The following is a 23,675-nucleotide window of genomic DNA, read 5'->3' on the forward strand; positions in this document are numbered from 1 at the left end:
GAAGCTTCTTACTTCTTGGGGATCTCACTTTTCAGGCCGATGCTGGATTTAAACCCGCTCACCAGGCAGCTCTTCCAGTAATTAAACACAGACTTCTGCCTGTTGTGGCTAAAGGCGATTTCTCCGGTACGCGGCTGTTCGCCTTCCGCAGGGTTGCTGTCTTTGATCGCTATCCAGTCGGCCAGCTCGGAAATCAGTTTTTTGCCGAGGCCCTGGTCTCCCCCACTTCCCTTCTTCAGCAGCTCCACCTCCAAGTTATTGTAGAGCACCACCATCGTTCCCGTTGCGCGTGCATCGGTCAACTCAGCCTTAAACCTGGCGCTTGATACCTGCCCTCGTGTGATTTTCATAAAAGTGGTCGGCATCAGAATAGGGTTCAGGATCTGCAGGTTCGTTTCCCCAATCTCCCCCTCCAGGGTATGGTAGCCGTTCCTGTTTAGCAAAGGCAGCTTTATGGTCACATTTAGTTTAGCCCGATCCATTACTTTGGTAGTAGCCTGAACAACGGCGGGTTTCTCCATACTGATGTGTTCGGGCATATTGGAGAGATTGGTGATGAGGGCCCTAAGGTGATGAAAGGTAATATGCCCGCGCTCCTGTGCCTGCGGCACCAGCTCTGCATACCGGATATAGCCATGCTTAAGCGCTATGGTATCGAGCAGGAACGGCGTTTTTATACTTTGCACCATAGCGTGCGGCAGTTGTTTGGTGCCCTTGTCCTGGAAGTGCTGCTTGTCTTTGAAGGCGGTAAGTGATGGGTTCAGCAACTGCACATGGCGAACCCGCACCTCATTCTCGCGGGAATGCGCACCAAACGCCACTCCTTGCAAAGCGGCCTCTTTCACGGTTATTTCCTGATAGGTTACAGCTTTTCCTTTGGCGCGCGCCAATGCCGCCGGCTCCACTGTTGGCTTCAGTGCCAGCCCCTTTACCAGTACGCGCTCCGCCTGCGTATCCAGCTGTAAAGTGTCCGTGGTGGCGCTGTACAAACCATCCGGTAGTTGATAGGTAATGTTAGATGCCGCTAGCATATACTTTTTGGCGTAATAAGCCCGCTCTTTGGCATGGAAGGAGGCACTGTCGAGCTTATAGCCGAGCACTTGCAGGTTAAAATGCTTTACCGTGAAAGCAGTGTCAGCCGCCTCTTGCAGGCGGTAACCTAACTGGCCATCCCTCACGTGTATTTTACCGATCGCCAACCCTTGCAAAAAGCCCTTGGTAGTTTCGTGCAGCGGTTTATGCGATTCTGTAGTGTCCGGGCGCATCACTGTCAGCAGCATGTTCAGCTTGGCAACTTCCAGTTCGTCCAGCTGGATTTTCTGTTTCAGGAGTGCCTTAACATAGCTCAGCTTCCGGAGGTTTATCGGCCCGGTGTGCAAACGAAGCAGGGTGCGGGGCGTGCTGCTCCTTTTTTTGCTCAGCTCCTGCCACCGCTCATAGTTTGGTTGTAGCTCCAGGCTGTCTACCGCCAGGCTCCCGATAAACGGTGAAGTCGACAGGCCATATAACCGCAGTTTATATACGCCTTTGGACTGCGCCTCTACCATACGCTCCAGCTTGCTTTCTAGCCAGAAGGTAAAAAAGAACAAGCCTACAAACACAAGAAGTGAGACACCTACCACCCAAGCAATTACCTTTAACCATTTTTTTAGTTTTGAAGAATCAGATGTGGTGTGATGCTGCATGCAAGATATGTTTTAGCCTACCATACGCATATTTTCTTGCCAAGCTGTAGAGATCATCATAAATAGTAAATATTTATATGTTTCGGTGCTACTTTCATACTTAATCGCCACCTGAAAGTATAAATGAAGTATACTTTAAGGTGGAATAAGAAAGCACAGCTTCAGCAAATTGAAAACCAGAACGCGATGAACTCACCAAAGTGGCTCGATAGGATACTCTACCCTTTTGCCCACTCTACGCTGGAAGTACCGGGAGGGCGCATGCACTATGTGGACGAAGGACAAGGCGATCCGATTGTATTTGTGCACGGAACGCCCACCTGGTCGTTTGTGTGGCGGCAGCAGATAAAACCCTTGAGCCGGAACTACCGCTGCATCGCGCCGGACCATATTGGCTTTGGCCTATCAGAAAAGCCCGCTGACTTTGCCTATACCCCTGCAGCGCATGCCGATAACCTGGAGCAGCTAATCAATTACCTGCAGCTTAAGGACATTACGCTGGTGGTGCACGATTTCGGTGGCCCCATTGGCCTGCGGTATGCGCTGCGGCACCCGGAGAACGTGAAGCACCTTATTATTCTGAACACCTGGATGTGGAGTTTGGAAAGTGAAAGCCGGATCATGAAGATCAGCAGGTTTATGGCTGGCAGGGTGGGGCGCTTTATATACTTGCAACTGGGTTTTTCAGCAAACATCCTGCTGCCCCAAGGCTACCACGAGCGCAAACACCTGACAAAAGATATCAAACAGCACTACCAGAAGCCCCTCTCCACTTCTGCCAGTCGCCTCGGCACCTGGGCATTTGCCAAAGCCCTGCACCAATCCAACCCATACTTTGAAGAGCTGTGGCAGCAGCGCGAGAAGCTAAAAAGCATAAACAAGCTTATACTTTGGGGCGAGAAGGATAAGCTGCTGCCCTTGCATTTCCTGGATCGCTGGCAGCAGGAGTTTCCTGAAACGAAAACGGTAAAGTATAAAGCCGGCCATTTTGTGCAGGAAGAACGTGGCGGCGAAGTGGCAGACGCGATCCAAAGCTTTATTGCTACCCACTAACCCCGATCTCGGCAAACCATACAATCTACAGGCGGCCTTCAGGAGTTTGTGCCGGATTTAAGGAGTAACACTCCATAGCTAAAGTATAAAACAAAGCAGCGGCAAAGGTTTGCTATACTTGCCGCTGCTTTACATAACTTTCAAACCGATTACTTTTTCTGGTGCCTTTCCTGCAGCACCTCCACCACATCCTTCAGTTCCAGGCCGGTAGCAGCTAAGAGCACCAGCAGGTGGTACAGCAAATCGGCCGCTTCGCCTTTCATGGTGTCTAGTTTGCCTGCCACGGCGTCTATTACGGTTTCCACGGCTTCCTCCCCTACTTTCTGGGCGATCTTGTTCACGCCTTTCTCGAACAGGAAGTTGGTATAAGACCCTTCTGCCGGGTTGGCTTTTCGCTCCTGAATCACCTGCTCGAGCTGCGCGATAAACTGTATCGCTTTCACACGCCTGGCTGCTTCTTCCTCCCCGAAGCAGCTGGTGCTACCGGTATGGCAGGTAGGCCCGGTTGGGTTTACTTTTATGAGCAGCGAATCAGCGTCGCAGTCTTTGGCAATGCTGATCACCTGCAGCGTATTACCGGAGGTTTCGCCTTTGGTCCAGAGGCGGTTTTTGGAACGGGAGAAAAAAGTAACCAATCCCTCCTGCCGCGTTTTGTCCAGCGCCTCCTGGTTCATGTAGCCCAGCATCAACACCTGGCCACTTACATTATCCTGTATCACGGCAGGAACCAAACCGCCGGCTTTATCGAAATCAAGCATTAGTTAGAAAGTTAAAAGTTAGATGATTAGAAAGTGAAGCTTCTAACCCTGGCGCGAGAATCTTCCTCGTGCCGTTTGTGCGTGCGAGCCTCCAGACTCGCTTTTATACTTTGGGCTTGACAAGTGCGTCTGGAGACTCACCCACACCCTTTGTCACCGGAATAATTCCGGCGCCAGCTATGTTTATCTTGTCAATCCTTCTTAATCATGTAAATCCTGATGCAGACGAACTTCTACCCCCTGCTGCTTCAGGTATTGCTTCAGGTCCGGAATAGCCAGCTCGCGGAAGTGGAACAGGCTGGCTGCCAGCGCCGCATCGGCATGTGCCTTTAAAAACGCATCCGCAAAGTGCTCCATACGTCCGGCTCCGCCCGAGGCAATTACTGGCACAGAAACAGCCTGAGCTACCTCTCGGGTAATATCCAGCGCAAAACCAGCCTTGGTACCGTCGTTGTTCATACTTGTTAAGAGTATCTCTCCGGCGCCTAAACCTACCACCTGCTTTGCCCAATCAACTGTCCGGTGTTCTGTTTCCACGGTTCCGGCGCGGGTGTATACTTTCCAACCGGTGGCTTCGGTATACTTGGTGTCGATGGCCACCGTAACGCACTGGCTGCCGAAATGCCTGGCTAGCTCCTCTACCAGCTGCGGGTTTTTGATAGCTGATGAGTTGATGGAAACCTTATCGGCGCCGTTCTGCAATAGCACCTCCACATCGGCCACAGAGCCAATGCCACCGCCTACGGTAAAGGGAATATCGATGTGGCGGGCAATGTCGCGCACCAGTTGAGCAAAGGTTTTACGGCCTTCGTTCGTGGCGGTAATGTCGAGGAACACCAGTTCGTCGGCTCCCTGCTGGGCATACCACTTGGCCAGTTCCACCGGGTCGCCGGCATCGCGGATGTTCTCGAACTGCACGCCTTTCACGGTGCGGCCGTCTTTGATGTCCAGGCAAGGAATGATGCGTTTGGTTAGCATATAAATCGCTTTAAGTCTTTCAAACTGATGGTGCCTTCGTAAATCGCTTTCCCGATAATAGCACCTTTTACCCCAATCTCCTGCAGTTGCTCCAGGTCTTCTACGGTGGTAACGCCCCCGCTGGCAATGATGCCGGCTTCCGGCAGCGTCAGCTTCAGGTGGCGGTAGGTATTGATAGACGGCCCCTGCAGTTTCCCGTCTTTGCTCACGTCGGTGCAGATAAACAAACGGGCTCCTGTTTTCACATACCCTGAGATGAAACCCTGCAGCGGATATTTGCTCTCTTCGGTCCAGGCGGAGATAGCGATGTTGGTTCCTTTAAAATCAGCCCCGATGATGATCTTTTCAGCGCCATACCTTATGAGCCAGTTCTTCACCGTCTCTGGCTCCCGCACGGCTATACTTCCAGCCGTAATTTGCGTTGCACCTGCGTCAAACGCCTGCTTTACCGCTTCCTCAGACTGCAGCCCGCCGCCAAAATCTATTTTTAAATTAGTGTTTGATGCTATACTTTCCAGCACCGCCAGGTTAACCGGTTTTTTGGCGCGGGCTCCGTCCAGGTCTACCAGGTGCAGGCGTTTTACACCGGCAGCTTCAAAGCGCATGGCTACCGCCAGCGGGTTGCTGTCGTAGGTGGTCTGCTGGGCAAAGTCGCCTTCTGTCAGGCGCACGCACTGGCCGCCGATTATGTCTATCGCTGGGATGATCTCCATCATAGGGCAAGGAAGTTTTTAAGTATCTGTGAGCCGGCTGGACCGCTTTTCTCAGGGTGGAACTGCGCGGCGTAAAAGTTTTTATACTGTAGGGCGGCCGAAAAAGGCTCGGGATAGGATGTTTGGGCGATGGTAAACTCGCTTACCGGCACATAATAGCTGTGCACATAGTAGACATACTCCTTCTCGTTAATGCCATTAAACAAAGGCGACTGCAAACCTTCCAGTTGATTCCAGCCCATGTGCGGTACTTTCAGGTCAGTTTCGAAATGCTTTACCGGCAGCGGAATGATGTTGAGCAGATCGGTATCGCCTTCTTCGGAGTGCCGGCAGAGCAGCTGCATGCCCAGGCAAACGCCAAAGAACGGCTGCTCCAGCGTCGGCAGTAGCTTGTCCAGGTTGCGGGATTTGAGCTGCCCCATGGCCGAGGCCGCCTGCCCCACGCCCGGAAAAATTACCTTATCAGCTGCCTTGATCGTTTCGGCATCCGAGCTCAGCGTGGCCTGCACCCCCAGCCGCTCCAGCGCAAACTGCACCGACTGCACATTACCTGCTTTGTAATCAACTATAACTAAGTCCATTAAGTTAGAAAGTTAAAAAGTTTGTGAGTTAGAGAGTTTTCTTCTAACTCTGGCGCGAAAATCAATTTCGTGCCTTGTTACAGATGCGAATCTGAGATTCGCTTTTATACTTTGTCACGGAAGAGACTTCCGCGCCAGTACTTGTGAAAGTATCAATCTTGTTAATCCCTCTAAATCCTGAAAATCCTGATTCAGACATAAAAAAAGCCTGACTGGTCGGAGTCAGGCTTTAGATATCTATAGTGTTTATACTTCAAAAACTACAGGCAAGCGGCTCCGAAACTATTGCTTCGTGCATGATGATGGTGCTTATGAGCCATTGTGCCTTTCATTACTGCAAAGATAGTGCATCAGAAGTATAAATAAAATGGTTTAAGTGGATTTGCTGTGTTTAGAACCGGAATAGTATTTAAATCCTACTGATTCTCTCTGATCCAGAAAACCTGATCTAAAAACTCTCCCGCAACGCATAAGCTTTGCGCATACGCTCGATCAGCCGGGCTGATTCCTGAAAATTAAGCGTTTGCTGACCGTCTGAGAAGGCTTTTTCAGGTGTATAGTGCGTTTCATAAATAACACCGTCAGCCCCGGCCATTACAGCGGCCAGCGCCATACTATCCACGTAATCGCGTAGGCCAATGCCATGCGAGGGGTCCACGATAACGGGCAGGTGCGTTTTCTCCTTTAGCACCGGCACAGCGTTCAGGTCCAGAATATTGCGGTATGCTTTCTCGTAGCCCCGGATGCCGCGCTCGCAGAGCATGATCTTTTCGTTGCCGTTCGAGAAAATGTACTCCGCTGCCTGCAAAAGCTCTTCCAGGGTGCCGGAAATGCCGCGCTTCAGCAGCACTGGCTTCTGCGCCTCGCCCAGTGAATCCAACAAGTTAAAGTTCTGGCTGTTGCGCGCCCCCACCTGGAACACGTCCACATAATCGATCATCTCCTCTATCTGCGACACCTGCATTACTTCGGTGATGATCTTGATGCCGTTCTCGCGGCAGATGCGGTGGAACGTTTTCAGGCCATCTATCCCTAAACCACGGAAAGCATACGGCGAGCTGCGCGGCTTGAACACACCGCCGCGCATGACCTTCACGTTGTTCTCAACCAAATGCGCCACCACGCGCTCTATCTGCTCCTCGCCCTCAATAGAGCACGGACCGGCCATAATGCTGAAGTTGCCTTCGCCAATCACCACGCCGTCGCCTAAGTCAATGCGGGTGGGCTCAACGCGCCATCTGCGGGAGATCAGTTTATACTCCTCCGAAACCCGATGAATGTCCGCCACGCCCGGCAGCTGCCCGATGCGGCGAATGTCGAACTCCTTTTTCCCGATGGCCACCAGGTAGTGCGCCTCCTGTGTGATAACTTCGTTTGCTTTGTACCCAATTTCCTGTATTTGCCTCAGAATGTTCTCCTTTAGCTCCGCTGGAATCCCTTGCTGCAGTTGTATGATCATGTTAGTTTTTGATGCTTTGGATGAATGATGAAATATTCTCTTGCAGGCTTCCCTCCTGCTGCAGTGCCTTCACAAAGGCACTGCCAATGATGGCGCCGCTAGCGTGGTTGCAGGCAGCAACAAAGGTCTCCTTGTCGTGGATGCCGAAGCCGATCACGCCGGGATTTTGCAACTGCATGCCCGCCACGCGCTGGAAGTAAGCTTGGCTCTGCTCTGCTAGTCCAACCGTTTTGCCCGTGGTAGACGCTGACGATACCATATAGATAAAGCCGTTGCTGTGGCAGTCGATCTCGCGGATACGGGCTTCCGGTGTTTGCGGCGTAACCAGGAAAACCTTGCTCAGGTTATACTTCTCAAACAGCTCCTTATACTCCTCCACGTACTGGTGCAGTGGCAGGTCCGGCAGAATGATACCGTCTATGCCTACCTCAGCGGCTTTCTGGCAAAAGCGCTCCACACCGTACTGCATCACCGGGTTCAGGTAGCCCATCAGCACCAGCGGGATCTGTGTTTTCTGGCGAATGTCCTGCAGCTGCTCGAACAGTTTCGGGATGGTCATGCCGTTCTTTAAGGCTACGGTGCTACTGGCCTGTATCGTAGGCCCATCGGCCAGCGGGTCGGAGAAAGGCATGCCCACTTCAATCAGGTCCACACCGCTTTTCTCCAGCTCCAGGATAATCGTTTCGGTGTCGTTGAGGTTCGGAAAACCCGCCGTAAAGTATACCGAGAGCAGCCCTTTCGGCTTCTGGGCAAAAAGGCTTTTGATTCTATTTTTCATCGAAGTGGAAATGCTTTAGGTACGTAGAAAGGTCTTTGTCGCCGCGGCCGGAAAGGTTAATGACCACGATATCGTCAGGCTTAGCCTTTAGCCGGTCCAGCACAGCAAGCGCATGCGCACTCTCCAGTGCCGGGATAATGCCTTCCAGCCGCGTCAGTTCCAACACTGCTTGCAGGGCCTCCTCGTCGGTGGCGCTCTCAAAGCGGGCACGCTTGCTTTCAAACAAGTGCGCGTGCAGCGGCCCAACGCCCGGGTAATCCAAACCGGCTGAGATAGAGTATGGCTCCGTGATCTGCCCGTCGTCGGTTTGCATGAGCAAGGTGCGGCTGCCGTGAATGATACCGTCTCGACCAAGTATGGATGTAGCCGCCGACTCACCGGAATGGACGCCTTTTCCAGCTGCCTCTACAGCCACCAGCTGCACCTCCGGCTCGTCCAGGTAATGGTAAAAAGCACCGGCCGCATTGCTGCCGCCGCCCACGCAGGCCACTACGTAGGTTGGCAGCTCCGTGCCTTCCTTTTCCAGCAACTGCGCCCGCATCTCCTCCGAGATCACCGCCTGGAACCGCGCCACCATGTCCGGGTACGGGTGCGGACCAACTACCGAGCCGATGATATAGTAGGTGTTTTCCGGGTTGTTAATCCAGTCACGGATAGCCTCATTGGTGGCGTCTTTTAAAGTCTTGCTTCCGCTGGTGGCCGCCACTACCTGTGCGCCCAGCATCTTCATGCGGGCCACGTTTGGCGCCTGCCGCTCAATATCGATCTCGCCCATGTACACAATACACTCCAACCCCATCAGCGCACAAACCGTGGCGGTGGCCACGCCATGCTGCCCGGCCCCTGTCTCGGCAATAATCCGCTTCTTACCCAGGCGCTTGGCCAGCAGCACCTGCCCGATGGTGTTGTTGATCTTGTGTGCCCCGGTATGGTTCAGGTCCTCGCGCTTGAGGTATACTTTGGTGTTGTACTTCTGGGAAAGGCGCGGCGCAAAGTACAGTGGCGTCGGGCGGCCCACATAATCCTTCAGCAGGTGCTGCAGCTCCTCCTGAAAATCAGGCTCCTGCATAATGCGCAGGTAATGCTGGCGCAGCTCCTCCACATTCGGGTACAGCATCTCGGGGATGTATGCCCCACCGAACTTGCCGTAAAATCCTTTTTCGTTAACGTGATAGCTCATTTTTGCTTGAGTCTTTTAATTCTATATCATAGCGCAAGCGTCCGCTTGTGCTGCCATTTTTCAGTATCTTCGGCACAAGCGGACGCTTGCGCCTTTATTAACTTCGGATCAGTTCAAACAGCTTTTTGAGGTCCTCGACTTTCTTCAGCCCCGGCTCCTGTTCAAATCCGCTGTTTACATCTATCGCGTAAGGCTGAGGCCGTACGTTAGGAAGGTGCTTTACATTCTCCAGGTTCAGGCCGCCGCTCAGGAAGTATGGCTTCGGGGAAAGATTACCTGTCAGCAGTTCCCAGTCAAAGGGGATGCCGTTGCCGCCGTACTCCTGCCCCTTGGTGTCGAACAGGAAATAGTCGGCGCAAGGCTCGTAGAGTAAGGTGTTCTGGAAAACGAACCGGTCATCCACCGAGAAAACCTTTATCACCTCCACGCCCAATGCTTTTACCTCGGCACATACTTTCGGCGACTCCTTCCCGTGCAGCTGCACCGCATCGAGCTTATACTTGGCCACGGTGGCCTTTATACTTTCCAGAGGAGCGTTCACAAACACGCCGGTCTTATTTATACTTTGAGGCAACTCGGCCAAAAGCTCCGGAGTGATGTAGCCTTCCGCGTAGCGTTTAGAGCCTTCGTAGAAGATAAAGCCCATGTAGTCGGGCTGCAGCGCCGCCACCTGCCGAATGTTCTCCGAGTCGCGCATGCCGCATACTTTTATTTTCATGCCGATACCTCCTGTTGCGCCAGCAGCTGCTTAAACTCTTTGATAAAAGCGGCGGCAGACTGGCCCGGCCGGCTGTTCTGCATAAAGGTCTCCCCGATCAGGAAGCCGTTGTAGCCTGCCGTTCGGAGGGTCACCAGCGTTTCTGGCTTGCTGATGCCGCTCTCGGAAATCTTGGTGATGCCGGCCGGAATATGGTTCGCCAGTTCCAGCGAGGTGTTCACGTCTGTCACAAAGTCTTTCAGGTTGCGGTTGTTCACGCCCACCACCGTCACTTCGTCACACAGCGTTTGCTGCAGCTCTTGCAGGTTGTGCACCTCCAGCAGCACCTCCAGGCCCAGCGAGCGGGCAAAAGCTGCCAGTTCTTTTAAGCGGGCAGGCTCCAGGGCAGCGGCAATCAGCAGGATGGCATCAGCCCCGATCGACTTCGCCTCCACGATCTGGTACTCATCCACTGTGAAATCCTTGCGCAGAATCGGGCAGTAGTTGAACTTACGCGCCGTCATCAGGTCCTCGTTCTTGCCGCCAAAGTATGGCCCGTCCGTCAGCACCGACAGCGCCGAAGCGCCCGCCTGCATATAGCTAATGGAAGTCCGCTCCACCGACACATAAGGATTGATATCACCTTTGGAAGGAGACTTACGCTTGATCTCAGCAATAATACCGCTCTTGTCGGGGCGCAGCAGGTAGCGCTCCAGCGAGATGCAAGGCGTCTCGAAGTATAAGCTTTTCTCCAGCAGCTTCACCGGATAAAGCTCCTTGCGCTCGGCTACCTCTTTATACTTTGTGGCGATGATTTGGTCGAGTATGTTCATGTCTTATGGATTTAAAATTTGGATATATGAAGCATTGGAACTAATCATGCCACAACCAGCTTCTGATCGTTTATCAAACTGTTAAATAAAGTATAGGCTTTGCCTGATTGCAGCGTTTCTTTGGCTATACTTACCGCTTCCTGCAGCTGCAGTTCCGGGCGGGCGCACTGCAGGGCCATGGCAGAGTTGGCTGCCACAACGGCCGTTTGTGCCTCCGAACCCTCACCTTTCAGCACTTTCAAAAAAATCTCCGCAGCCGAGTCTATTGTTCCGCCGCCTTTTATCTGCTCCTGCTGCAGTGTAGGCAAACCGAGGTCAGTGGGCTCCAGCAGCGCTTCCTGGTTATCGGAAATAACCTTAAACGGACTCGTCAGGGAGATTTCATCGTAACCATCCAACGTATGAAGTATGGTATAGCGGGTATCGGTTTGCTGGTACAGGTAGCCATACATGCGCGCCAGCTCCAGGCTGAATACTCCTACCAGCTGCCGTTTCGGGAAGGCGGGATTCACCATAGGACCGAGCATGTTAAAGAACGTCTTTACGCCCAGATCCTTCCGGATGGGACCTACGCTTTTCATGGCCGGGTGGAAAAGCGGCGCGTGCAGAAAGCAGATGTTATACTTCTCCATGCTTCGCTCCAGGGTATCCGTATCCGTCGTGAATTTAATTCCCAGCGCCTCCAACACGTTAGACGACCCGCAGGAGGAAGACACGCCATAGTTGCCGTGCTTGGCCACCGCCACCCCATTAGCCGCTACTACAAAAGATGATAGCGTGGAGATATTAAATGTATCCTTTCCGTCGCCGCCGGTGCCGCAGAGGTCAATAGGATTGTAAGCATCCAGGTCTACGCGGTGGCACAGCTCCAGCAGCGCGTCCCGGAAACCCTCCAGCTCTTCCACGGTAATGCTACGCATCATAAACACCGTCAGGAAACAGGATACCTGGCTTTGATTATACTTTCCCTTGGTGATATCCGCCAGCACTTCCCGCGCCTGGGCCTTCGTCAGGGTTTTATGCTCGAATAAGTGATTTAGTATTTCTTTCATGGTTTTGTCTGCGTTTGATTAACCCACCCTCCATGGGTGATTTTAATAACGATTATCATCCCCCTGCCCCCTTCACAGGGAGACTTAGCTTCAAGTATAATTTCCCTCTTGGGAGGGGTTAGAGAAGGTTTATACCTTCTAATCTTTTAGCTTTCTAACTGTCCAGCCAATTCTTGATCATCTCCCGGCCATACTTTGTCAGCACCGACTCGGGATGAAACTGCACACCTCGGACATTATGGGTTTTGTGCCGCAACGCCATGATGTGGCCTTGCGCGTCTACAGCGGTGGCAACGAGGCATTCCGGCAGGTCCCGTTCTACCAACCAGGAGTGGTAGCGGCCGGTTTCAATAGAGGCAGGCAGGTCTTTGAACAGGAGCTCTTCCTCGCAAACCACCTGCACCTGGGTTGCCACTCCGTGCCATACTTCGTTGCTGTTAAACAACTTGCCTCCGTATACTTCACCTATCGCCTGATGCCCCAGGCACACCCCAAACACATCCTTGCTAGGGCCATACTTGCGGATGATCTCTTTCAAAAGCCCCGCCTCATCAGGTATTCCCGGCCCCGGCGACAGCATGATCTTATCATACTTCCCTACCTCTTCGAGTGTGGTTTTATCGTTGCGGCGCACAGTTACTGTAGCCCCTAGCTCCTGCAGCAGGTGCACCAGGTTATAGGTAAAAGAGTCGTAGTTATCGATTACAAGTACTTCCATATCAGTTGATGTTTTGGGCCAGGTCCAGGGCGCGGCGCAGCGCCATTAGTTTATTGTCTACTTCCTGCAGCTCGCTCTCCGGATTGGAGGCGGCCACAATGCCCGCGCCTGCCTGGAAGTATAACTTATAGTCTTTGCTCAGAAACGAGCGGATCATGATGGCGCTGTTGAAGTTGCCGTTGAAGTCGAGGAAGCCGATGCAGCCGCCGTAGAAGGCGCGGTTGGTGGTTTCATACTTATCAATTAACTGCATGGCCTTATACTTGGGCGCCCCGGAAAGCGTGCCGGCCGGAAAAGTGCTGGCTACCATCTTCAGGGCATCCTCCTGGTTATGCAGCGTGCCCGATACTTTAGACACCAGGTGGATGACGTGCGAATAAAACTGAATCTCCCGGAAAGTCTCCACTTTTACGCTGTGCCCGTTGCGGCTCAGGTCGTTGCGTGCCAAATCCACCAGCATCACGTGCTCGGCGTTTTCTTTCGGGTCGGCCAGCAGCTTTTCGGCCAGCGCGGCGTCGGCGGCGTCATCACCGGTTCTGCGGAAGGTGCCTGCAATCGGGAAAATGCTCGCTTTCTGGTCTTTTATCACCAGTTGGGCCTCCGGCGACGAGCCGAAGATCTTGAAGCTGCCATAATCGAAATAAAACAGGTAAGGCGACGGATTGATGGAGCGCAGGGCACGATACACGTTAAACTCATCCCCCTGAAAACCTTGTGCAAAACGCCGCGACAGCACCAGCTGGAACACATCGCCGCGGTAGCAGTGCTCTTTGGCTCTGGCGATGTTCTTGAGAAAGTCGTCTGCAGAAATATTATGTTCCTCTTGGCCGCTAGTCTTAAAGGTAAAGCTCGGGATGTTGCGGCTGTTTAAAATGGCCTCCAGCTGCGCAATGCCATCGTCCTCTCCGTTGTGGGAGTTATGGGAAAAGATAAAGGCCTGGTTAGTAAAGTGGTTGATGGCGATGATGTGGCGGTACACGGCATAGTATAGGTCCGGAATATCAGACCGCCCTTCGCGCAGCGTCAGGTCAATGTCTTCGTAATAGCGGACCGCATCATAGCTCATGTAGCCGAAAAGGCCGTTATGGATAAAGGAAAACGGCTCATCCTGCGCCACTTCAAAGCACCTGGAGAACTCGCCCAGTCTCCCCGGCACGTCTGTGTCTTTGGTGATGGCGGTAGTGCGCACATTGCCATCCGGAAAAGTCTCTGTCAGCACCTCGCCCTGCGCCTTAATGCTGGCCATGGGGTTGCAGCATATATAGGAGAAGCTGTTCTCAGCGCCGTGGTAATCAGAGCTTTCCAGCAGGATGCTGTTCGGGAACTTGTCGCGCAGTTTTAGGTACACGCTTACCGGCGTCAGCGTGTCGGCCAGTAGCTGTTTGTAGGTGGTGCGGATACTATACTTTTTCATAAGTGCTTGGAGGTGGTGAAACAAAAAAGGCCTGCCGTTCGGGGTGAACAGCAGGCCTTTTAAACCTTTTATATTTTGCTTCCTCTATCTCTTCACAGTAGGCAATGCAGTGCTGTTCACGTTCATGTCTGTAACGTGCCACCACCAAGCCATATGAAGATTCTGAGCCATTCTTTCTTTTCTTGTGTGCAGAGATTTGCTGTTGCCACTTCTCTACATCGCAAATCTATAGAGTTAAACGGTAACTCCAAACATTTTTCTATAAATAATTTAATTTGCTGTAAAATTCTTTTCCTGAATAGCACATCGTTCATGCGCCTTCCTGCACACTCCTTGCCACCATCGTTTTGCAAAGAGCGGAAGTTACATTTTTCCTCACCTATAATTTTTTAGTTGCGATGTTTTCTTAAAAAGCTGAAATATAAATTATTAACTAAAAGGATTTGATCAAGCAGTCAAAATAAGTTGCTGTGGAGCGGGTGAGAAATTCCCGTTTGTTTGGTCTGTCTTTTTGTAATTGTAAATTCCTGTTGCTTATTTTGCAACCCTTCCGCCAGTAAAAACCCATCCTATGAAAAGAACCCGCACAGAACTTCTGTACAGAGATCCTTCGATTGCCATTGAGTATAACCCAGTGGAGGAATGGATCTATGTCAACTGGCGGGGTTACCAGAATTATGAATCAGTGGTGGCTGGCTGTGAAAAAATGCTGGAACTGATGCAGAAGGTGGCCTGCTACCGCATCCTCAACGACAACACCCATGTGGAGGGGAAATGGTCTGAAGCGGCAAAGTGGGGAGCCGAAGTATGGTTTCCGGCCATGTTTGAGGCAGGGCTGCAGTGCTTTGCCTGGATTTACTCTCCAAGCTTTTTAAGCCGCCTTTCTACTGACAAATTGCTGCAACTCGCCGATTACCCGGACGGAATCAAGGTATTTGATAATCTACAGCAGGCAAAAGACTGGATGAGGTCAGCTTAAGGTTAGTATAAACAGCAAGAGGCGCTAAAACTTAGCGCCTCTTGCTGTTTATACTATAAAGTGCCTTTTGTGCTAGGGATGGAGGAGTCGTGCAGGTTGCGCTCCACGGCCATGCGAATGGCCCGGGCAAAGCCTTTGAAGATCGCCTCGATCTTGTGGTGTTCGTTATCGCCTTCTACTTTGATGTTCAGGTTCGCCTTTGCCGCGTCGGAGAAGGACTTAAAGAAGTGGAAGAACATCTCGGTGGGCATATCCCCTACTTTCTCCCGCTTAAACTCCGTCTTCCATACGGCCCATGGGCGGCCGCTGAAGTCGATGGCCACCTGCGCCAGCGTCTCATCCATCGGAAGTATAAAAAAGCCATAGCGGCTGATGCCACGTTTGTCGCCCAAGGCTTGCAGGAAAGCCTCGCCTAAAGCCAAACCGGTATCCTCAATGGTATGGTGCTCATCAATGTGCAGGTCGCCTTTCACATTTATACTTAGATCAATCCTGGCGTGCTTGGCTACCTGCTCCAGCATGTGGTCGAAAAAGCCGATGCCGGTGCTGATGCTCATCTTGCCCGAGCCGTCCAGGTTCACCGCTACCTCAATGTCGGTCTCCGAGGTGCTGCGACGGACGGTGGAGGTTCGGCCGGTGCCTTGTCCCTTCAGGAAAGTATAAATATCGTCCCAATCTGTCGTGCTCAGAGCGGCACCGTCTGCGGATTTCTCCCCAATAAAGATAGCCTTCGCGCCCAGGTTTTGCGCCAGCTTTACGTCCGTCAACCTGTCCCCGATCACATAGCTGTTGGCCAGATCATACTCGCCGGCCAGGTAGTTCTTCATCATGCCGATACCGGGCTTGCGCGTCTCCAGCCCCTCATGCTCAAAGCTGCGGTCTATCAGGATCTCGTCAAACTTTATGCCCTCGCTCTCGAGAATCTCCAGCATCTTGTTCTGGTAAGGCCAGAAAGTATGTTCCGGGTAAGAGTCGGTGCCTAGCCCGTCCTGGTTAGTCACCATCACAAACTCGTAGTCCATTTCGCGGTAAATGCGCGCCAGGTTGGAGATGGACTTTGGTAAAAAGGCGAACTTCTCGAAAGAATCAACCTGGTAATCGGTGGGCGGCTCTACCAGTATGGTGCCGTCGCGGTCTATAAAAAGTGCTTTTTTCATTTATTAACGTATCATGTGGCAGGTATCAGGTAGCACGATGTTGGGTGTTTGACTTATTGTAACCCTTGCAACGTGATGCAAGATACGCGCTACGGACTAAAACTCTGAGATGGCTTTTAACAGTTGCTGGTTCTCTTCCAGTGTGCCCACGGATATGCGCAGGCAGCCTTCGCAGCCTGGCAGAGACGAACGGTTGCGCACCACTATGCCTTTCTCCAGCAAATAGTTATACATCCCGTTCGGATCTTTTACTTTAACAAGTATAAAGTTGGCGTCGGATGGGTAAACATGCTCTATAGAAGGCATGCCTGGCAACGCTTCCATCAACAGCTCCCGCTCCTGCACAATCTCCTCCACCATGTCCTTCAGGGCCTCCCCACGCTCCAGCGCCTGCAGCGCCAGCTCCTGCGTAGCCTCGTTGATGTTGTAAGGTGGCTTTATTTTATCTAAAACCGAAATGATCTCCTGAGAGGCAAAGGCTAATCCCAGACGCAGGCCGGCCATTCCCCAGGCTTTGGAGAAAGTCTGCAGCACCACCAGGTTCGGAAACTCGTTCAGGCGCGCCGTCCAGCTGCGGGCATCGGCAAAGTCGATGTAGGCCTCGTCCACCACGACCAATCCCTTAAAAGCCCGCAGTATCTCGCTTATACTTTCCGGCTCTATTAAATTTCCCGTCGGGTTGTTGGGCGAGCAGATGAAGATCATCCTGGTCGTGGGCTTCACGTTTATCAGCACCTCCTCCACCGGCACCTGGAAATCCTCCGTCAGCTGCACCGCCTCCAGCGTCACATCGTTCAGGTTGGCGGATACTTCATACATGCCATAGGTGGGCGGCAGGTGCAGCATGCTGTCCTGGCCCGGGCGACACACCATGCGGAACAGCAAATCGATGGCCTCGTCGGAGCCGTTGCCCAGGAAAATCTGCTCCGGCAGCACGCCTTTTATTTCGGCGATGCAGGCTTTCAGCTTTTTCTGGTGCGGATCGGGGTAGCGGTTATAGTTCTCCCCGGCCAGGCTGCCGAGGTTGTTCTCGTTGGCATCCAGAAACACGCTGGCGCTGCCTTTAAACTCGTCGCGGGCCGAAGAATAGGCTTTCATCTTCAACACGTTCGGGCGAATGATATCGTTGAGGTTAAACACGGTCTAGTTCTTTAAGGCGTATACTTACGGCATTTTTGTGCGCCTCCAGCCCTTCGGCCTCGGCCATGGTTTCGATGGTTTTGCCAATGTGCTGCAGCCCCTCCCGCGTGATGTACTGGAAAGTGATCTTCTTCACGAAGCTGTCCAGCGATACGCCGCTGTAGGCGCGGGCGTAGCCGTTTGTTGGCAAAGTATGGTTCGTGCCCGAGGCATAGTCGCCGGCGCTCTCCGGGCTGTAGTGTCCCAGGAAAACGGAGCCAGCGTTGGTAATGCCATCCATCAGCTCCTCAAAATCAGAGACAGAAAGTATGAGATGCTCCGGGGCGTACAGGTTGGAGAAATCCAGCATCTGCTGCCGATCTTTAAGGATAATCCCAAGGCTGTTCTCCAAAGCTTTAGCGGCAAACTCCTTCCGTGGGAGCACCCGCAGCTGCGCCTCCAGTTCCTGCTCTACCTGTTGCAGCACCTCTTCCGAGGTGGTCAACAGCACCACCTGCGAATCAGCACCGTGCTCTGCCTGCGAGAGCAGGTCTGCGGCCACAAAGGCAGGGTTGGCGCTTTCATCGGCCATCACCAGCACCTCCGACGGGCCGGCAGGCAAATCAATCGCTACACCGGTTTTGCTTACCAGTTGTTTGGCTACCGTCACGTATTGGTTGCCAGGGCCAAAGATTTTATAGACAGCAGGCACGCTCTCTGTGCCGAAAGCCATGGCAGCCACTGCCTGGGCTCCGCCTGCTTTCACGATGCGGTTGATGCCCAATAGCGACGCCGTATAAAGGATGGCCGGATGAACGCTGCCGTCTTTGGCAGGAGGTGTGCACAGTACTACCTCTCTGCAGCCGGCAATATGCGCGGGCACGCCCAGCATCAGCAAGGTAGAGAACAAGGGAGCAGTGCCACCGGGGATGTATAAACCCACTTTATCAATGGCAACGCTTTTGCGCCAGCAGTTTACGCCGTTCATGGTTTCTACCTGCCTCACCGGCTCAGCTTGCTGCGTGTGAAAAAGCTGTATATTGCTGTATGCCTGCAAAATAGCCTCCTTCAGCTCCTGCGGTACTTTTGCCTCCGCTGAAGCCATTTCTTCAGGGATTACCAGTAGGTTCTGCAGCTGTACGCCATCATACTTTTGCGCCAGTTGCAGCAAAGCCTTATCGCCCTGCTCCTGCACCAGTTTAAAAGTTTCCAGTATGCCCGGCTCCAGCTCCTCTAGGTTCTTGGTAGGTCTTTTTACCAACTCAGCCCAAGTATTGGGATTGGGGTTAACGATCTTACGCATACCTTTATACTATCATTTTCTCGATCGGCACCACTAAAATACCCTGCGCGCCGGCATCTTTTATTTTCTCGATGATCTCCCAAAAATCATCTTCATTCACGACCGAGTGCAGCGAGCTCCATCCTTCCTCCGCCAGCGGCAGCACGGTTGGGGCTTTCATACTTGGCAGCAGCCTGCTGATTTCGTCTATCTTATCGTTGGGAGAGTTGAGCAGGATATACTTTGCCCTGCGCGCGCGCTGCACGGCATGGATCCGGAACAGAAGTTTCTCCAGTATTTGCCGTTTTTCCGCCGTTAGCTGCGGACTGGCAATTAGCACTGCCTCTGACTTAAACACGCGCTCCACCTCTTTGAGCCCGTTGCTGATGAGCGTGCTGCCGGAGCTGACGATGTCGCAGATGGCTTCGGCCAGGCCTATGCCCGGTGCTATCTCCACAGAGCCGCTGATGGTGTGAATATTGGCCTGCACGCCCTTCTCATCCAAAAATGCCTGCAACAGGTTTGGGTAAGACGTAGCGATGTTTTTACCGTCTAGGTCCTGCACCGAAGTATAGTTGGTGCTTTTGGGCACTGCCAACGAGAGGCGGCACTTGGAGAATCCAAGCGCTTCTACCGTTAGCTCCTGCTTTCCTTCCTCCACCAGTACATTCTGGCCTACAATACCAATATCGGCCACACCGTCAGCCACATAGCCTGGTATATCATCATCGCGCAGGAAAAGAATTTCAAGTGGAAAATTGGTGCACTCGGTCATGAGTTTGAGCGAGCTGTTTACAAAGGAGATGCCGCACTCGCGGATCAGGTTCAGCGAGTCGTCGCTCAGCCTGCCAGATTTTTGTATGGCTATTCGTAGCATACTATATACATGTCGTTAAAGAATTATAGAATAAAGGATCATACCTCGCGGTGAGCAAAGTATAACATGGGCGAACGCCCAGCGGGGGCAATATAATGTATGAATTCCTCTTACGAGGAATGATGGAAATGGTGGAAACGAGCATGCGCCTGCGCAACGGGTGTTGCCAGAGGAAAAGAAACGCTATGGAATAAGGCTGTGCTCATGTATCAAACGCAAAGTAAATAGCTTTTGCGCTCAATTAAAAATTTTAAGGATGAAATATATGAAAAACTAAAATCGTAAGCTACTTTGTCTTAGGCTGCAATGAACCTAACAAGCTTCTGCAAAATAAATCTACAAACAATCATAAAAGTAAGCTACTATATGCTGGCTAAAAAATAATCTAAAAAGTTCCTGCTCTATCAGGTGTTATGGTCATTTATACCCCCTTACATGTAAAATGTTGCCGATTTTTAGTGAATGAATATAGCTTAAACTCAATACAAAGTTCATGTACCACTCTCCCATCTCGCCTTAGAAGGGTCATATCCAACAACATATAGTGGTGAGGCTTGTTAAGATTTGGCAATGGTAACTCTATTAAATTTTTATCTCGCTTCGGGCTGTGCATGAAATATGACAGGCAGTTCTTGTTCAGCAACCGTTTCAGTTTACCCAATTTACTTGCTCCCCTTCACCAACCCCTATAGCGCATTACTCACTTGCTGATAGTTTAACCGTGTCCCTACTTGTCAAGCCGCACATTTAATTAGAAAACCAAATGTAAAATTTTCCTGTTTTTTTGCGTTTAAAGGGATAACGTTTACCATACGCTAGCCTGCAGCAAAAGCAACGGCCAAAGCTTAAATTTTCTTAGCTTTGTGGCCGCTTGTGCCGCCTGCTTTGCTGTGTTGGCATAGTTTTTTCAGTAAATATGGCCTGAGTCCGTAAAATGCCAAACCCGCTTTACCATGAAAAAGTACTTACTGTATTTCTTCCTGCTCGCTGCCTTTCTTCTGTTTGCAGGTAGCACTACATCATATGCCCAGGTGCAGTTGCCACAGGCCAGCCCCGCAGCCATGCTGCGGCAAACGGTAGGCCTCACCGATATTACCGTCAACTATCACGCGCCAGGCGCAAAAGGACGTAAAGTGTTTGGGGGACTGGTGCCTTACGGACAGTTGTGGCGTGCCGGTGCCAACGAAGCGACTTTGGTTACCTTTGAGGATGAACTTTTTCTAAACAATGAGCGCGTGCCGGCCGGAACCTACTCCTTCTTCATTTTCCCGCAGAGCGATACCCTCTGGAACGTGGTGCTGAACAAAGACACTACCCTGTGGGGCTTGGAAGGCTATAATGAACTGGACGACGTGGCTTACCTGGAGGTGGTGCCGCACAAATCTGCGGAGTTTGTGGAAACCATGCAGTTCTCGTTCTCTGATATCGGCACAAACAAGGCTAACCTTAACCTGGCCTGGGAGAACACGGAAATAACGTTGAGCATTGAAACGGACATTGAGAAAAAGGCGCTTGAGAACATACAGTATGCCCTTGCCCATGCAGCCAGCGATGACTGGTATACCTGGGCACAGTGTGCAGAATATATGCTGCCGCGCAAAGAGCACCACGCCAAAGCGCTGGAGTGGATCAATAAGTCGATAGCCATTAAAGAGAACTTCTACAACAACTGGATCAAGGCAAAGCTTTACGCCCACAACAATGAGTTTCAGGTGGCGGCGGCACTGTCGGCTAAGGCCATTGAGCTAGGCAGCACAGAGCCCGAGAGCTACAAAACCTACGCAAAGCAGATTGAAACCGCCTACAGCGAGTGGAAGAAACGCAGATAATCTACTATTTAAATTAAAAGTATAAAGTATAAGAAAACGGACAGCTATCATGGCTGTCCGTTTTCTTATACTTTATACTTTGGCTGCCTCAGAACTTGGCAACAAATCGCAGGTTTAGGCGGCGCCCCGTCAGGTAGTTCGGCACGGCATACGTCACCCCGCTCACGTCCTGCACATAGTTGTAGGAAACGCGGTTCTTGGCATCTATCAGGTTGAGCACTTCCAGCCCCACCCACAGGCTCTCCAGCCCATGCTTTTTCTGCTCCACCAGGTCGCTCTCTACAATGATGACTTTCGAAAAGCCGATGTCTACGCGCTTATAGGAGCGGCCGCTGAAGGCGTTGCGATAAGCCGGCTGGCGGGGCGGTCCAAAAGGCAGGCCGCTGCCGTACACCAAATTCAGGTACATGCGCACAGTGGGGTTGTCTGGCAGGTGATCCTGAAAGAAAACGCCGATGTTCAGCAGCTGGTCCGTGGGGCGGCGGATAAAGCCCTGCTCCCGCTTCCCGATTGGCTCCCCCTGCGCATTGTAAACAGGTATGGAGTCGCCGGCCACGTTTTCCTTTGTCGTAAGCACTCCCATACTCAGCCAGGACTCTGCACCGGGAATAAACTCTCCGTTCACGCGCACATCAACGCCAGCCGCGTAAGCCTTGGCGTTATTTTTGGCATAGTAGCGCAGCCGAACGTTATCCAAGTCATAGGGCACCACGTTTGTCATCCACTTATAGTATGCTTCAGCGGAAAGCTTAAAATCGCGGCCCCAAGCCTGGAACAGGTAATCTGAGCCCACAATGGCATGGATGGCCCGCTGTGCTTTCAGGTCAGGGTTTAGCACTCCTTCGAAATTGCGCAGCTCGCGGTAAAATGGCGGCTGAAAGTATAAGCCAAGGGCTGTTTTAAAAGACAGGTTCGGGTGATGCCTCGGAATAAATGAAAACTGCACGCGCGGCGAGAGGTTCAGCTCGCCGTTGTAATCCCAATAAGTGGCCCGCAGGCCGTAGGTAATAGTTTTAAGCGAATCCAGCCGAAAGGTATGCTGCAGGTAGCCGCTGTAGCGAAAGGTGTTTAGGTGAAGCTGAGAGGATAAATAGTAGTCCTGCGTCACAAAATCGGCAGAGTCTGTAAAAGCATACTCCTTTAGCTCATCCTCTATGTTTTCGGAACCGACTTTTACCCCGAACCGCAGCTCGCTTTGCTGACTCAGTTGCCAGGTGTTGCGCAGCTCAGCGGCCAGCATACGGGCCAGAAGTGCATTGCGGGCATGGCTGAACGTGCTCCCCACTCCCCGCTCCTGTTGGCACTCGCCGCTGTTGTTGCCACTTGTCCCCACGTCGCAGAGGCGGTAGGCCGACTCCACATCCCGCAGCTCCCGCTCCCGCGACTGCACCCCTGATAGTATGAACTCCGAAGTATAGTATGGGCTAAAGTGATGCGTCAGGTTAAGGCCGGCCTGGTAAGTAGCGTACTCCATGCGCTCCTGCCCGTCGAAGGCAATGAGCAGACGAAGCGGCGTGTTGCGCGTACCAAACGTGGTTACCTGCGTCTCAGGCTCTACCCTGAAATCGTTGTTGGCGTAGCTGGCCAGCACCCCTAAGGTGGTACGGCCTGGCGCTAGGGTGTCCTTGCTCAGGTCGAAATGCACATAAGCCTGGGCATCGGTAAAAATGGGGTTATACTTGCCATCGGTCTGCAGCCCCTTCAGGATGTACTGCCCGTTTTTGTGCCGGGCGCCGAACAGGTACGACACCTTCTTGTTTTTAGACGCCGACTCCAGGTGCAGCGTGCCGCCGGTCAGGCCGCCGCTTACAGAGCCCGCAAACTCTTTGGGTTGTTTATACTTGATGTTGAGCACCGACGAAAGCTTGTCGCCATAGCGCGGTTGCCAGCCACCGGAGGAGAACTTTATGTCGCCGACCAGGTCAGGATTCACAAAAGAAAGCCCCTCCTGCTGCGCCGCAGTGATCAGGAATGGCCTGTAAATCTCGATGTTATTGACATAGACGAGGTTTTCATCGTAGTTGCCTCCCCGTACAGAATAAGTGCTGGAAAGCTCGTTATTGCTGGACACGCCGGGCAGCGTTACCAGAATCTTGTTAAAATCGCCAAAAGCGGAAGGCAGTTGGCTTACATTTTTCGGGTCGAGGCGGGTCATACTTGCCTGCTCCCGGGTATCATCCTCCCGCCCCCGCACGTCTACCGTTTGCAGCTGCTGCGGGTCAGGCTCCAGTATAAAATCCAGGCGGCGGCTCTCGTTGGGCTGCAGCGTCAGGGTATGCTCCTGTTCTTTGTACCCGAGGTAGCGCACCAGCACCACCAGCTCGCGCTGCGCAGGCAAGGTAATGGCAAAGCTGCCGTCAGCCATGGTATGCACGCCGGTGGCAGAGCCTTTCAGCGCCACGGTTGCCATTTCCAGCGGCTGCCGCTGCTCGTTTAGCACCGTCCCAAGCAGGCGGGCCTGCTGTGCTGAAACACCTAAAGGCACAAGTAATAATAACCAAACCGATAGATATTTCAGCATCAGGCCTTCTGG

Annotated in this window: 21 protein-coding genes; 3 read left to right on the plus strand and 18 right to left on the minus strand. The window is 52.4% G+C overall.

What is annotated here, in order from left to right:
* Positions 1-8: 8 nt before the first annotated feature.
* A complete protein-coding gene (locus FJM65_RS13590; RefSeq protein ID WP_140622096.1) occupies positions 9-1,685 on the minus strand; it encodes an AsmA family protein in 1,677 nt (558 codons plus the stop codon).
* A gap of 186 nt (positions 1,686-1,871) precedes the next feature.
* On the opposite strand from FJM65_RS13590, the gene FJM65_RS13595 reads away from it, so the two are divergent.
* Positions 1,872-2,738 (plus strand): alpha/beta fold hydrolase, encoded by an 867-nt coding sequence (locus FJM65_RS13595; RefSeq protein ID WP_140622343.1) that lies wholly within the window; start codon positions 1,872-1,874, stop codon positions 2,736-2,738.
* A 149-nt stretch (positions 2,739-2,887) separates the two neighbouring features.
* On the opposite strand, the gene hisIE is transcribed toward FJM65_RS13595, so the two are convergent.
* The 12 genes from hisIE to FJM65_RS13655 form a co-directional block, all read right to left on the minus strand.
* Positions 2,888-3,496 carry a bifunctional phosphoribosyl-AMP cyclohydrolase/phosphoribosyl-ATP diphosphatase HisIE gene (gene hisIE, locus FJM65_RS13600; RefSeq protein WP_140622097.1) on the minus strand — a complete coding sequence of 203 codons (609 nt, stop codon included), beginning with the start codon at positions 3,494-3,496 and terminating at the stop codon, positions 2,888-2,890.
* 201 nt (positions 3,497-3,697) lie between these two features.
* Positions 3,698-4,474, minus strand: coding sequence for an imidazole glycerol phosphate synthase subunit HisF (gene hisF, locus FJM65_RS13605; protein ID WP_140622098.1), 777 nt, complete (start codon positions 4,472-4,474; stop codon positions 3,698-3,700).
* Complete coding sequence (gene hisA / locus FJM65_RS13610; RefSeq protein WP_140622099.1) at positions 4,468-5,190, minus strand: 1-(5-phosphoribosyl)-5-[(5-phosphoribosylamino)methylideneamino]imidazole-4-carboxamide isomerase; 723 nt, start codon at positions 5,188-5,190, stop codon at positions 4,468-4,470. Before hisA ends, hisF begins: the two co-directional genes overlap by 7 nt.
* Positions 5,187-5,768, minus strand: a complete 582-nt coding sequence (gene hisH / locus FJM65_RS13615; protein ID WP_140622100.1) for an imidazole glycerol phosphate synthase subunit HisH — start codon at positions 5,766-5,768, stop codon at positions 5,187-5,189. The genes hisA and hisH overlap by 4 nt, the downstream gene beginning before the upstream one ends.
* A gap of 448 nt (positions 5,769-6,216) precedes the next feature.
* Complete coding sequence (locus FJM65_RS13620; RefSeq protein WP_140622101.1) at positions 6,217-7,227, minus strand: bifunctional 3-deoxy-7-phosphoheptulonate synthase/chorismate mutase; 1,011 nt, start codon at positions 7,225-7,227, stop codon at positions 6,217-6,219.
* Position 7,228: 1 nt separating this feature from the next.
* Positions 7,229-8,005: a tryptophan synthase subunit alpha gene (gene trpA / locus FJM65_RS13625; RefSeq protein WP_140622102.1), complete on the minus strand. Its 777-nt coding sequence runs from the start codon at positions 8,003-8,005 to the stop codon at positions 7,229-7,231.
* Positions 7,995-9,185 (minus strand): tryptophan synthase subunit beta, encoded by a 1,191-nt coding sequence (trpB, locus tag FJM65_RS13630; protein WP_140622103.1) that lies wholly within the window; start codon positions 9,183-9,185, stop codon positions 7,995-7,997. Before trpB ends, trpA begins: the two co-directional genes overlap by 11 nt.
* A 97-nt stretch (positions 9,186-9,282) precedes the next feature.
* Positions 9,283-9,903, minus strand: a complete 621-nt coding sequence (locus tag FJM65_RS13635; protein ID WP_140622104.1) for a phosphoribosylanthranilate isomerase — start codon at positions 9,901-9,903, stop codon at positions 9,283-9,285.
* Complete coding sequence (gene trpC, locus FJM65_RS13640; protein ID WP_140622105.1) at positions 9,900-10,715, minus strand: indole-3-glycerol phosphate synthase TrpC; 816 nt, start codon at positions 10,713-10,715, stop codon at positions 9,900-9,902. The genes FJM65_RS13635 and trpC overlap by 4 nt, the downstream gene beginning before the upstream one ends.
* Positions 10,716-10,759: 44 nt before the next feature.
* The gene (gene trpD, locus FJM65_RS13645; protein WP_140622106.1) at positions 10,760-11,767 is read right to left on the minus strand and encodes an anthranilate phosphoribosyltransferase; all 1,008 of its coding nucleotides are present in this window, start codon (positions 11,765-11,767) and stop codon (positions 10,760-10,762) included.
* A gap of 154 nt (positions 11,768-11,921) precedes the next feature.
* Complete coding sequence (locus FJM65_RS13650) at positions 11,922-12,485, minus strand: anthranilate synthase component II (protein ID WP_140622107.1); 564 nt, start codon at positions 12,483-12,485, stop codon at positions 11,922-11,924.
* A 1-nt stretch (position 12,486) separates the two neighbouring features.
* Entirely contained in the window at positions 12,487-13,899 is a 1,413-nt protein-coding gene (locus FJM65_RS13655; RefSeq protein ID WP_140622108.1) for an anthranilate synthase component I family protein, read from the minus strand.
* Between the two features lie 571 nt (positions 13,900-14,470).
* On the opposite strand from FJM65_RS13655, the gene FJM65_RS13660 reads away from it, so the two are divergent.
* Positions 14,471-14,878: a hypothetical protein gene (locus FJM65_RS13660; protein ID WP_140622109.1), complete on the plus strand. Its 408-nt coding sequence runs from the start codon at positions 14,471-14,473 to the stop codon at positions 14,876-14,878.
* A gap of 53 nt (positions 14,879-14,931) precedes the next feature.
* Here the strand turns inward: FJM65_RS13660 and hisB are convergent, their stop codons facing one another.
* The 4 genes from hisB to hisG form a co-directional block, all read right to left on the minus strand.
* Complete coding sequence (hisB, locus tag FJM65_RS13665) at positions 14,932-16,035, minus strand: bifunctional histidinol-phosphatase/imidazoleglycerol-phosphate dehydratase HisB (RefSeq protein WP_140622110.1); 1,104 nt, start codon at positions 16,033-16,035, stop codon at positions 14,932-14,934.
* 96 nt (positions 16,036-16,131) lie between these two features.
* A complete protein-coding gene (hisC, locus tag FJM65_RS13670) occupies positions 16,132-17,175 on the minus strand; it encodes a histidinol-phosphate transaminase (RefSeq protein ID WP_140622111.1) in 1,044 nt (347 codons plus the stop codon).
* Positions 17,168-18,457: a histidinol dehydrogenase gene (gene hisD, locus FJM65_RS13675; RefSeq protein WP_140622112.1), complete on the minus strand. Its 1,290-nt coding sequence runs from the start codon at positions 18,455-18,457 to the stop codon at positions 17,168-17,170. The genes hisC and hisD overlap by 8 nt, the downstream gene beginning before the upstream one ends.
* 4 nt (positions 18,458-18,461) lie before the next feature.
* Positions 18,462-19,313, minus strand: a complete 852-nt coding sequence (hisG, locus tag FJM65_RS13680; protein ID WP_140622113.1) for an ATP phosphoribosyltransferase — start codon at positions 19,311-19,313, stop codon at positions 18,462-18,464.
* 953 nt (positions 19,314-20,266) lie between these two features.
* On the opposite strand from hisG, the gene FJM65_RS13685 reads away from it, so the two are divergent.
* Entirely contained in the window at positions 20,267-21,142 is an 876-nt protein-coding gene (locus tag FJM65_RS13685) for a DUF2911 domain-containing protein (protein ID WP_140622114.1), read from the plus strand.
* Between the two features lie 88 nt (positions 21,143-21,230).
* Here the strand turns inward: FJM65_RS13685 and FJM65_RS13690 are convergent, their stop codons facing one another.
* Positions 21,231-23,663, minus strand: a complete 2,433-nt coding sequence (locus tag FJM65_RS13690; protein ID WP_140622115.1) for a TonB-dependent receptor — start codon at positions 23,661-23,663, stop codon at positions 21,231-21,233.
* Positions 23,664-23,675: the final 12 nt, after the last annotated feature.

Origin of the sequence: Pontibacter mangrovi (genome assembly GCF_006385705.1) — a bacterium.
In the GTDB taxonomy this organism is placed as follows: Bacteria; Bacteroidota; Bacteroidia; order Cytophagales; family Hymenobacteraceae; genus Pontibacter; species Pontibacter mangrovi.

Coding starts and splice junctions, on each gene's coding strand:
- FJM65_RS13685 (WP_140622114.1), top strand. CDS start 20,267: ATGAAAAAGTACTTACTGTATTTCTTCCTGCTCGCTGCCTTTCTTCTG.
- hisIE (WP_140622097.1), bottom strand. CDS start 3,496: ATGCTTGATTTCGATAAAGCCGGCGGTTTGGTTCCTGCCGTGATACAG.
- hisB (WP_140622110.1), bottom strand. CDS start 16,035: ATGAAAAAAGCACTTTTTATAGACCGCGACGGCACCATACTGGTAGAG.
- trpA (WP_140622102.1), bottom strand. CDS start 8,005: ATGAAAAATAGAATCAAAAGCCTTTTTGCCCAGAAGCCGAAAGGGCTG.
- trpD (WP_140622106.1), bottom strand. CDS start 11,767: ATGAAAGAAATACTAAATCACTTATTCGAGCATAAAACCCTGACGAAG.
- FJM65_RS13660 (WP_140622109.1), top strand. CDS start 14,471: ATGAAAAGAACCCGCACAGAACTTCTGTACAGAGATCCTTCGATTGCC.
- trpB (WP_140622103.1), bottom strand. CDS start 9,185: ATGAGCTATCACGTTAACGAAAAAGGATTTTACGGCAAGTTCGGTGGG.
- hisG (WP_140622113.1), bottom strand. CDS start 19,313: ATGCTACGAATAGCCATACAAAAATCTGGCAGGCTGAGCGACGACTCG.
- FJM65_RS13690 (WP_140622115.1), bottom strand. CDS start 23,663: ATGCTGAAATATCTATCGGTTTGGTTATTATTACTTGTGCCTTTAGGT.
- FJM65_RS13650 (WP_140622107.1), bottom strand. CDS start 12,485: ATGGAAGTACTTGTAATCGATAACTACGACTCTTTTACCTATAACCTG.
- FJM65_RS13655 (WP_140622108.1), bottom strand. CDS start 13,899: ATGAAAAAGTATAGTATCCGCACCACCTACAAACAGCTACTGGCCGAC.
- FJM65_RS13635 (WP_140622104.1), bottom strand. CDS start 9,903: ATGAAAATAAAAGTATGCGGCATGCGCGACTCGGAGAACATTCGGCAG.
- FJM65_RS13590 (WP_140622096.1), bottom strand. CDS start 1,685: ATGCAGCATCACACCACATCTGATTCTTCAAAACTAAAAAAATGGTTA.
- FJM65_RS13595 (WP_140622343.1), top strand. CDS start 1,872: ATGAACTCACCAAAGTGGCTCGATAGGATACTCTACCCTTTTGCCCAC.
- hisF (WP_140622098.1), bottom strand. CDS start 4,474: ATGCTAACCAAACGCATCATTCCTTGCCTGGACATCAAAGACGGCCGC.
- trpC (WP_140622105.1), bottom strand. CDS start 10,715: ATGAACATACTCGACCAAATCATCGCCACAAAGTATAAAGAGGTAGCC.
- FJM65_RS13620 (WP_140622101.1), bottom strand. CDS start 7,227: ATGATCATACAACTGCAGCAAGGGATTCCAGCGGAGCTAAAGGAGAAC.
- hisA (WP_140622099.1), bottom strand. CDS start 5,190: ATGATGGAGATCATCCCAGCGATAGACATAATCGGCGGCCAGTGCGTG.
- hisH (WP_140622100.1), bottom strand. CDS start 5,768: ATGGACTTAGTTATAGTTGATTACAAAGCAGGTAATGTGCAGTCGGTG.
- hisD (WP_140622112.1), bottom strand. CDS start 18,457: ATGCGTAAGATCGTTAACCCCAATCCCAATACTTGGGCTGAGTTGGTA.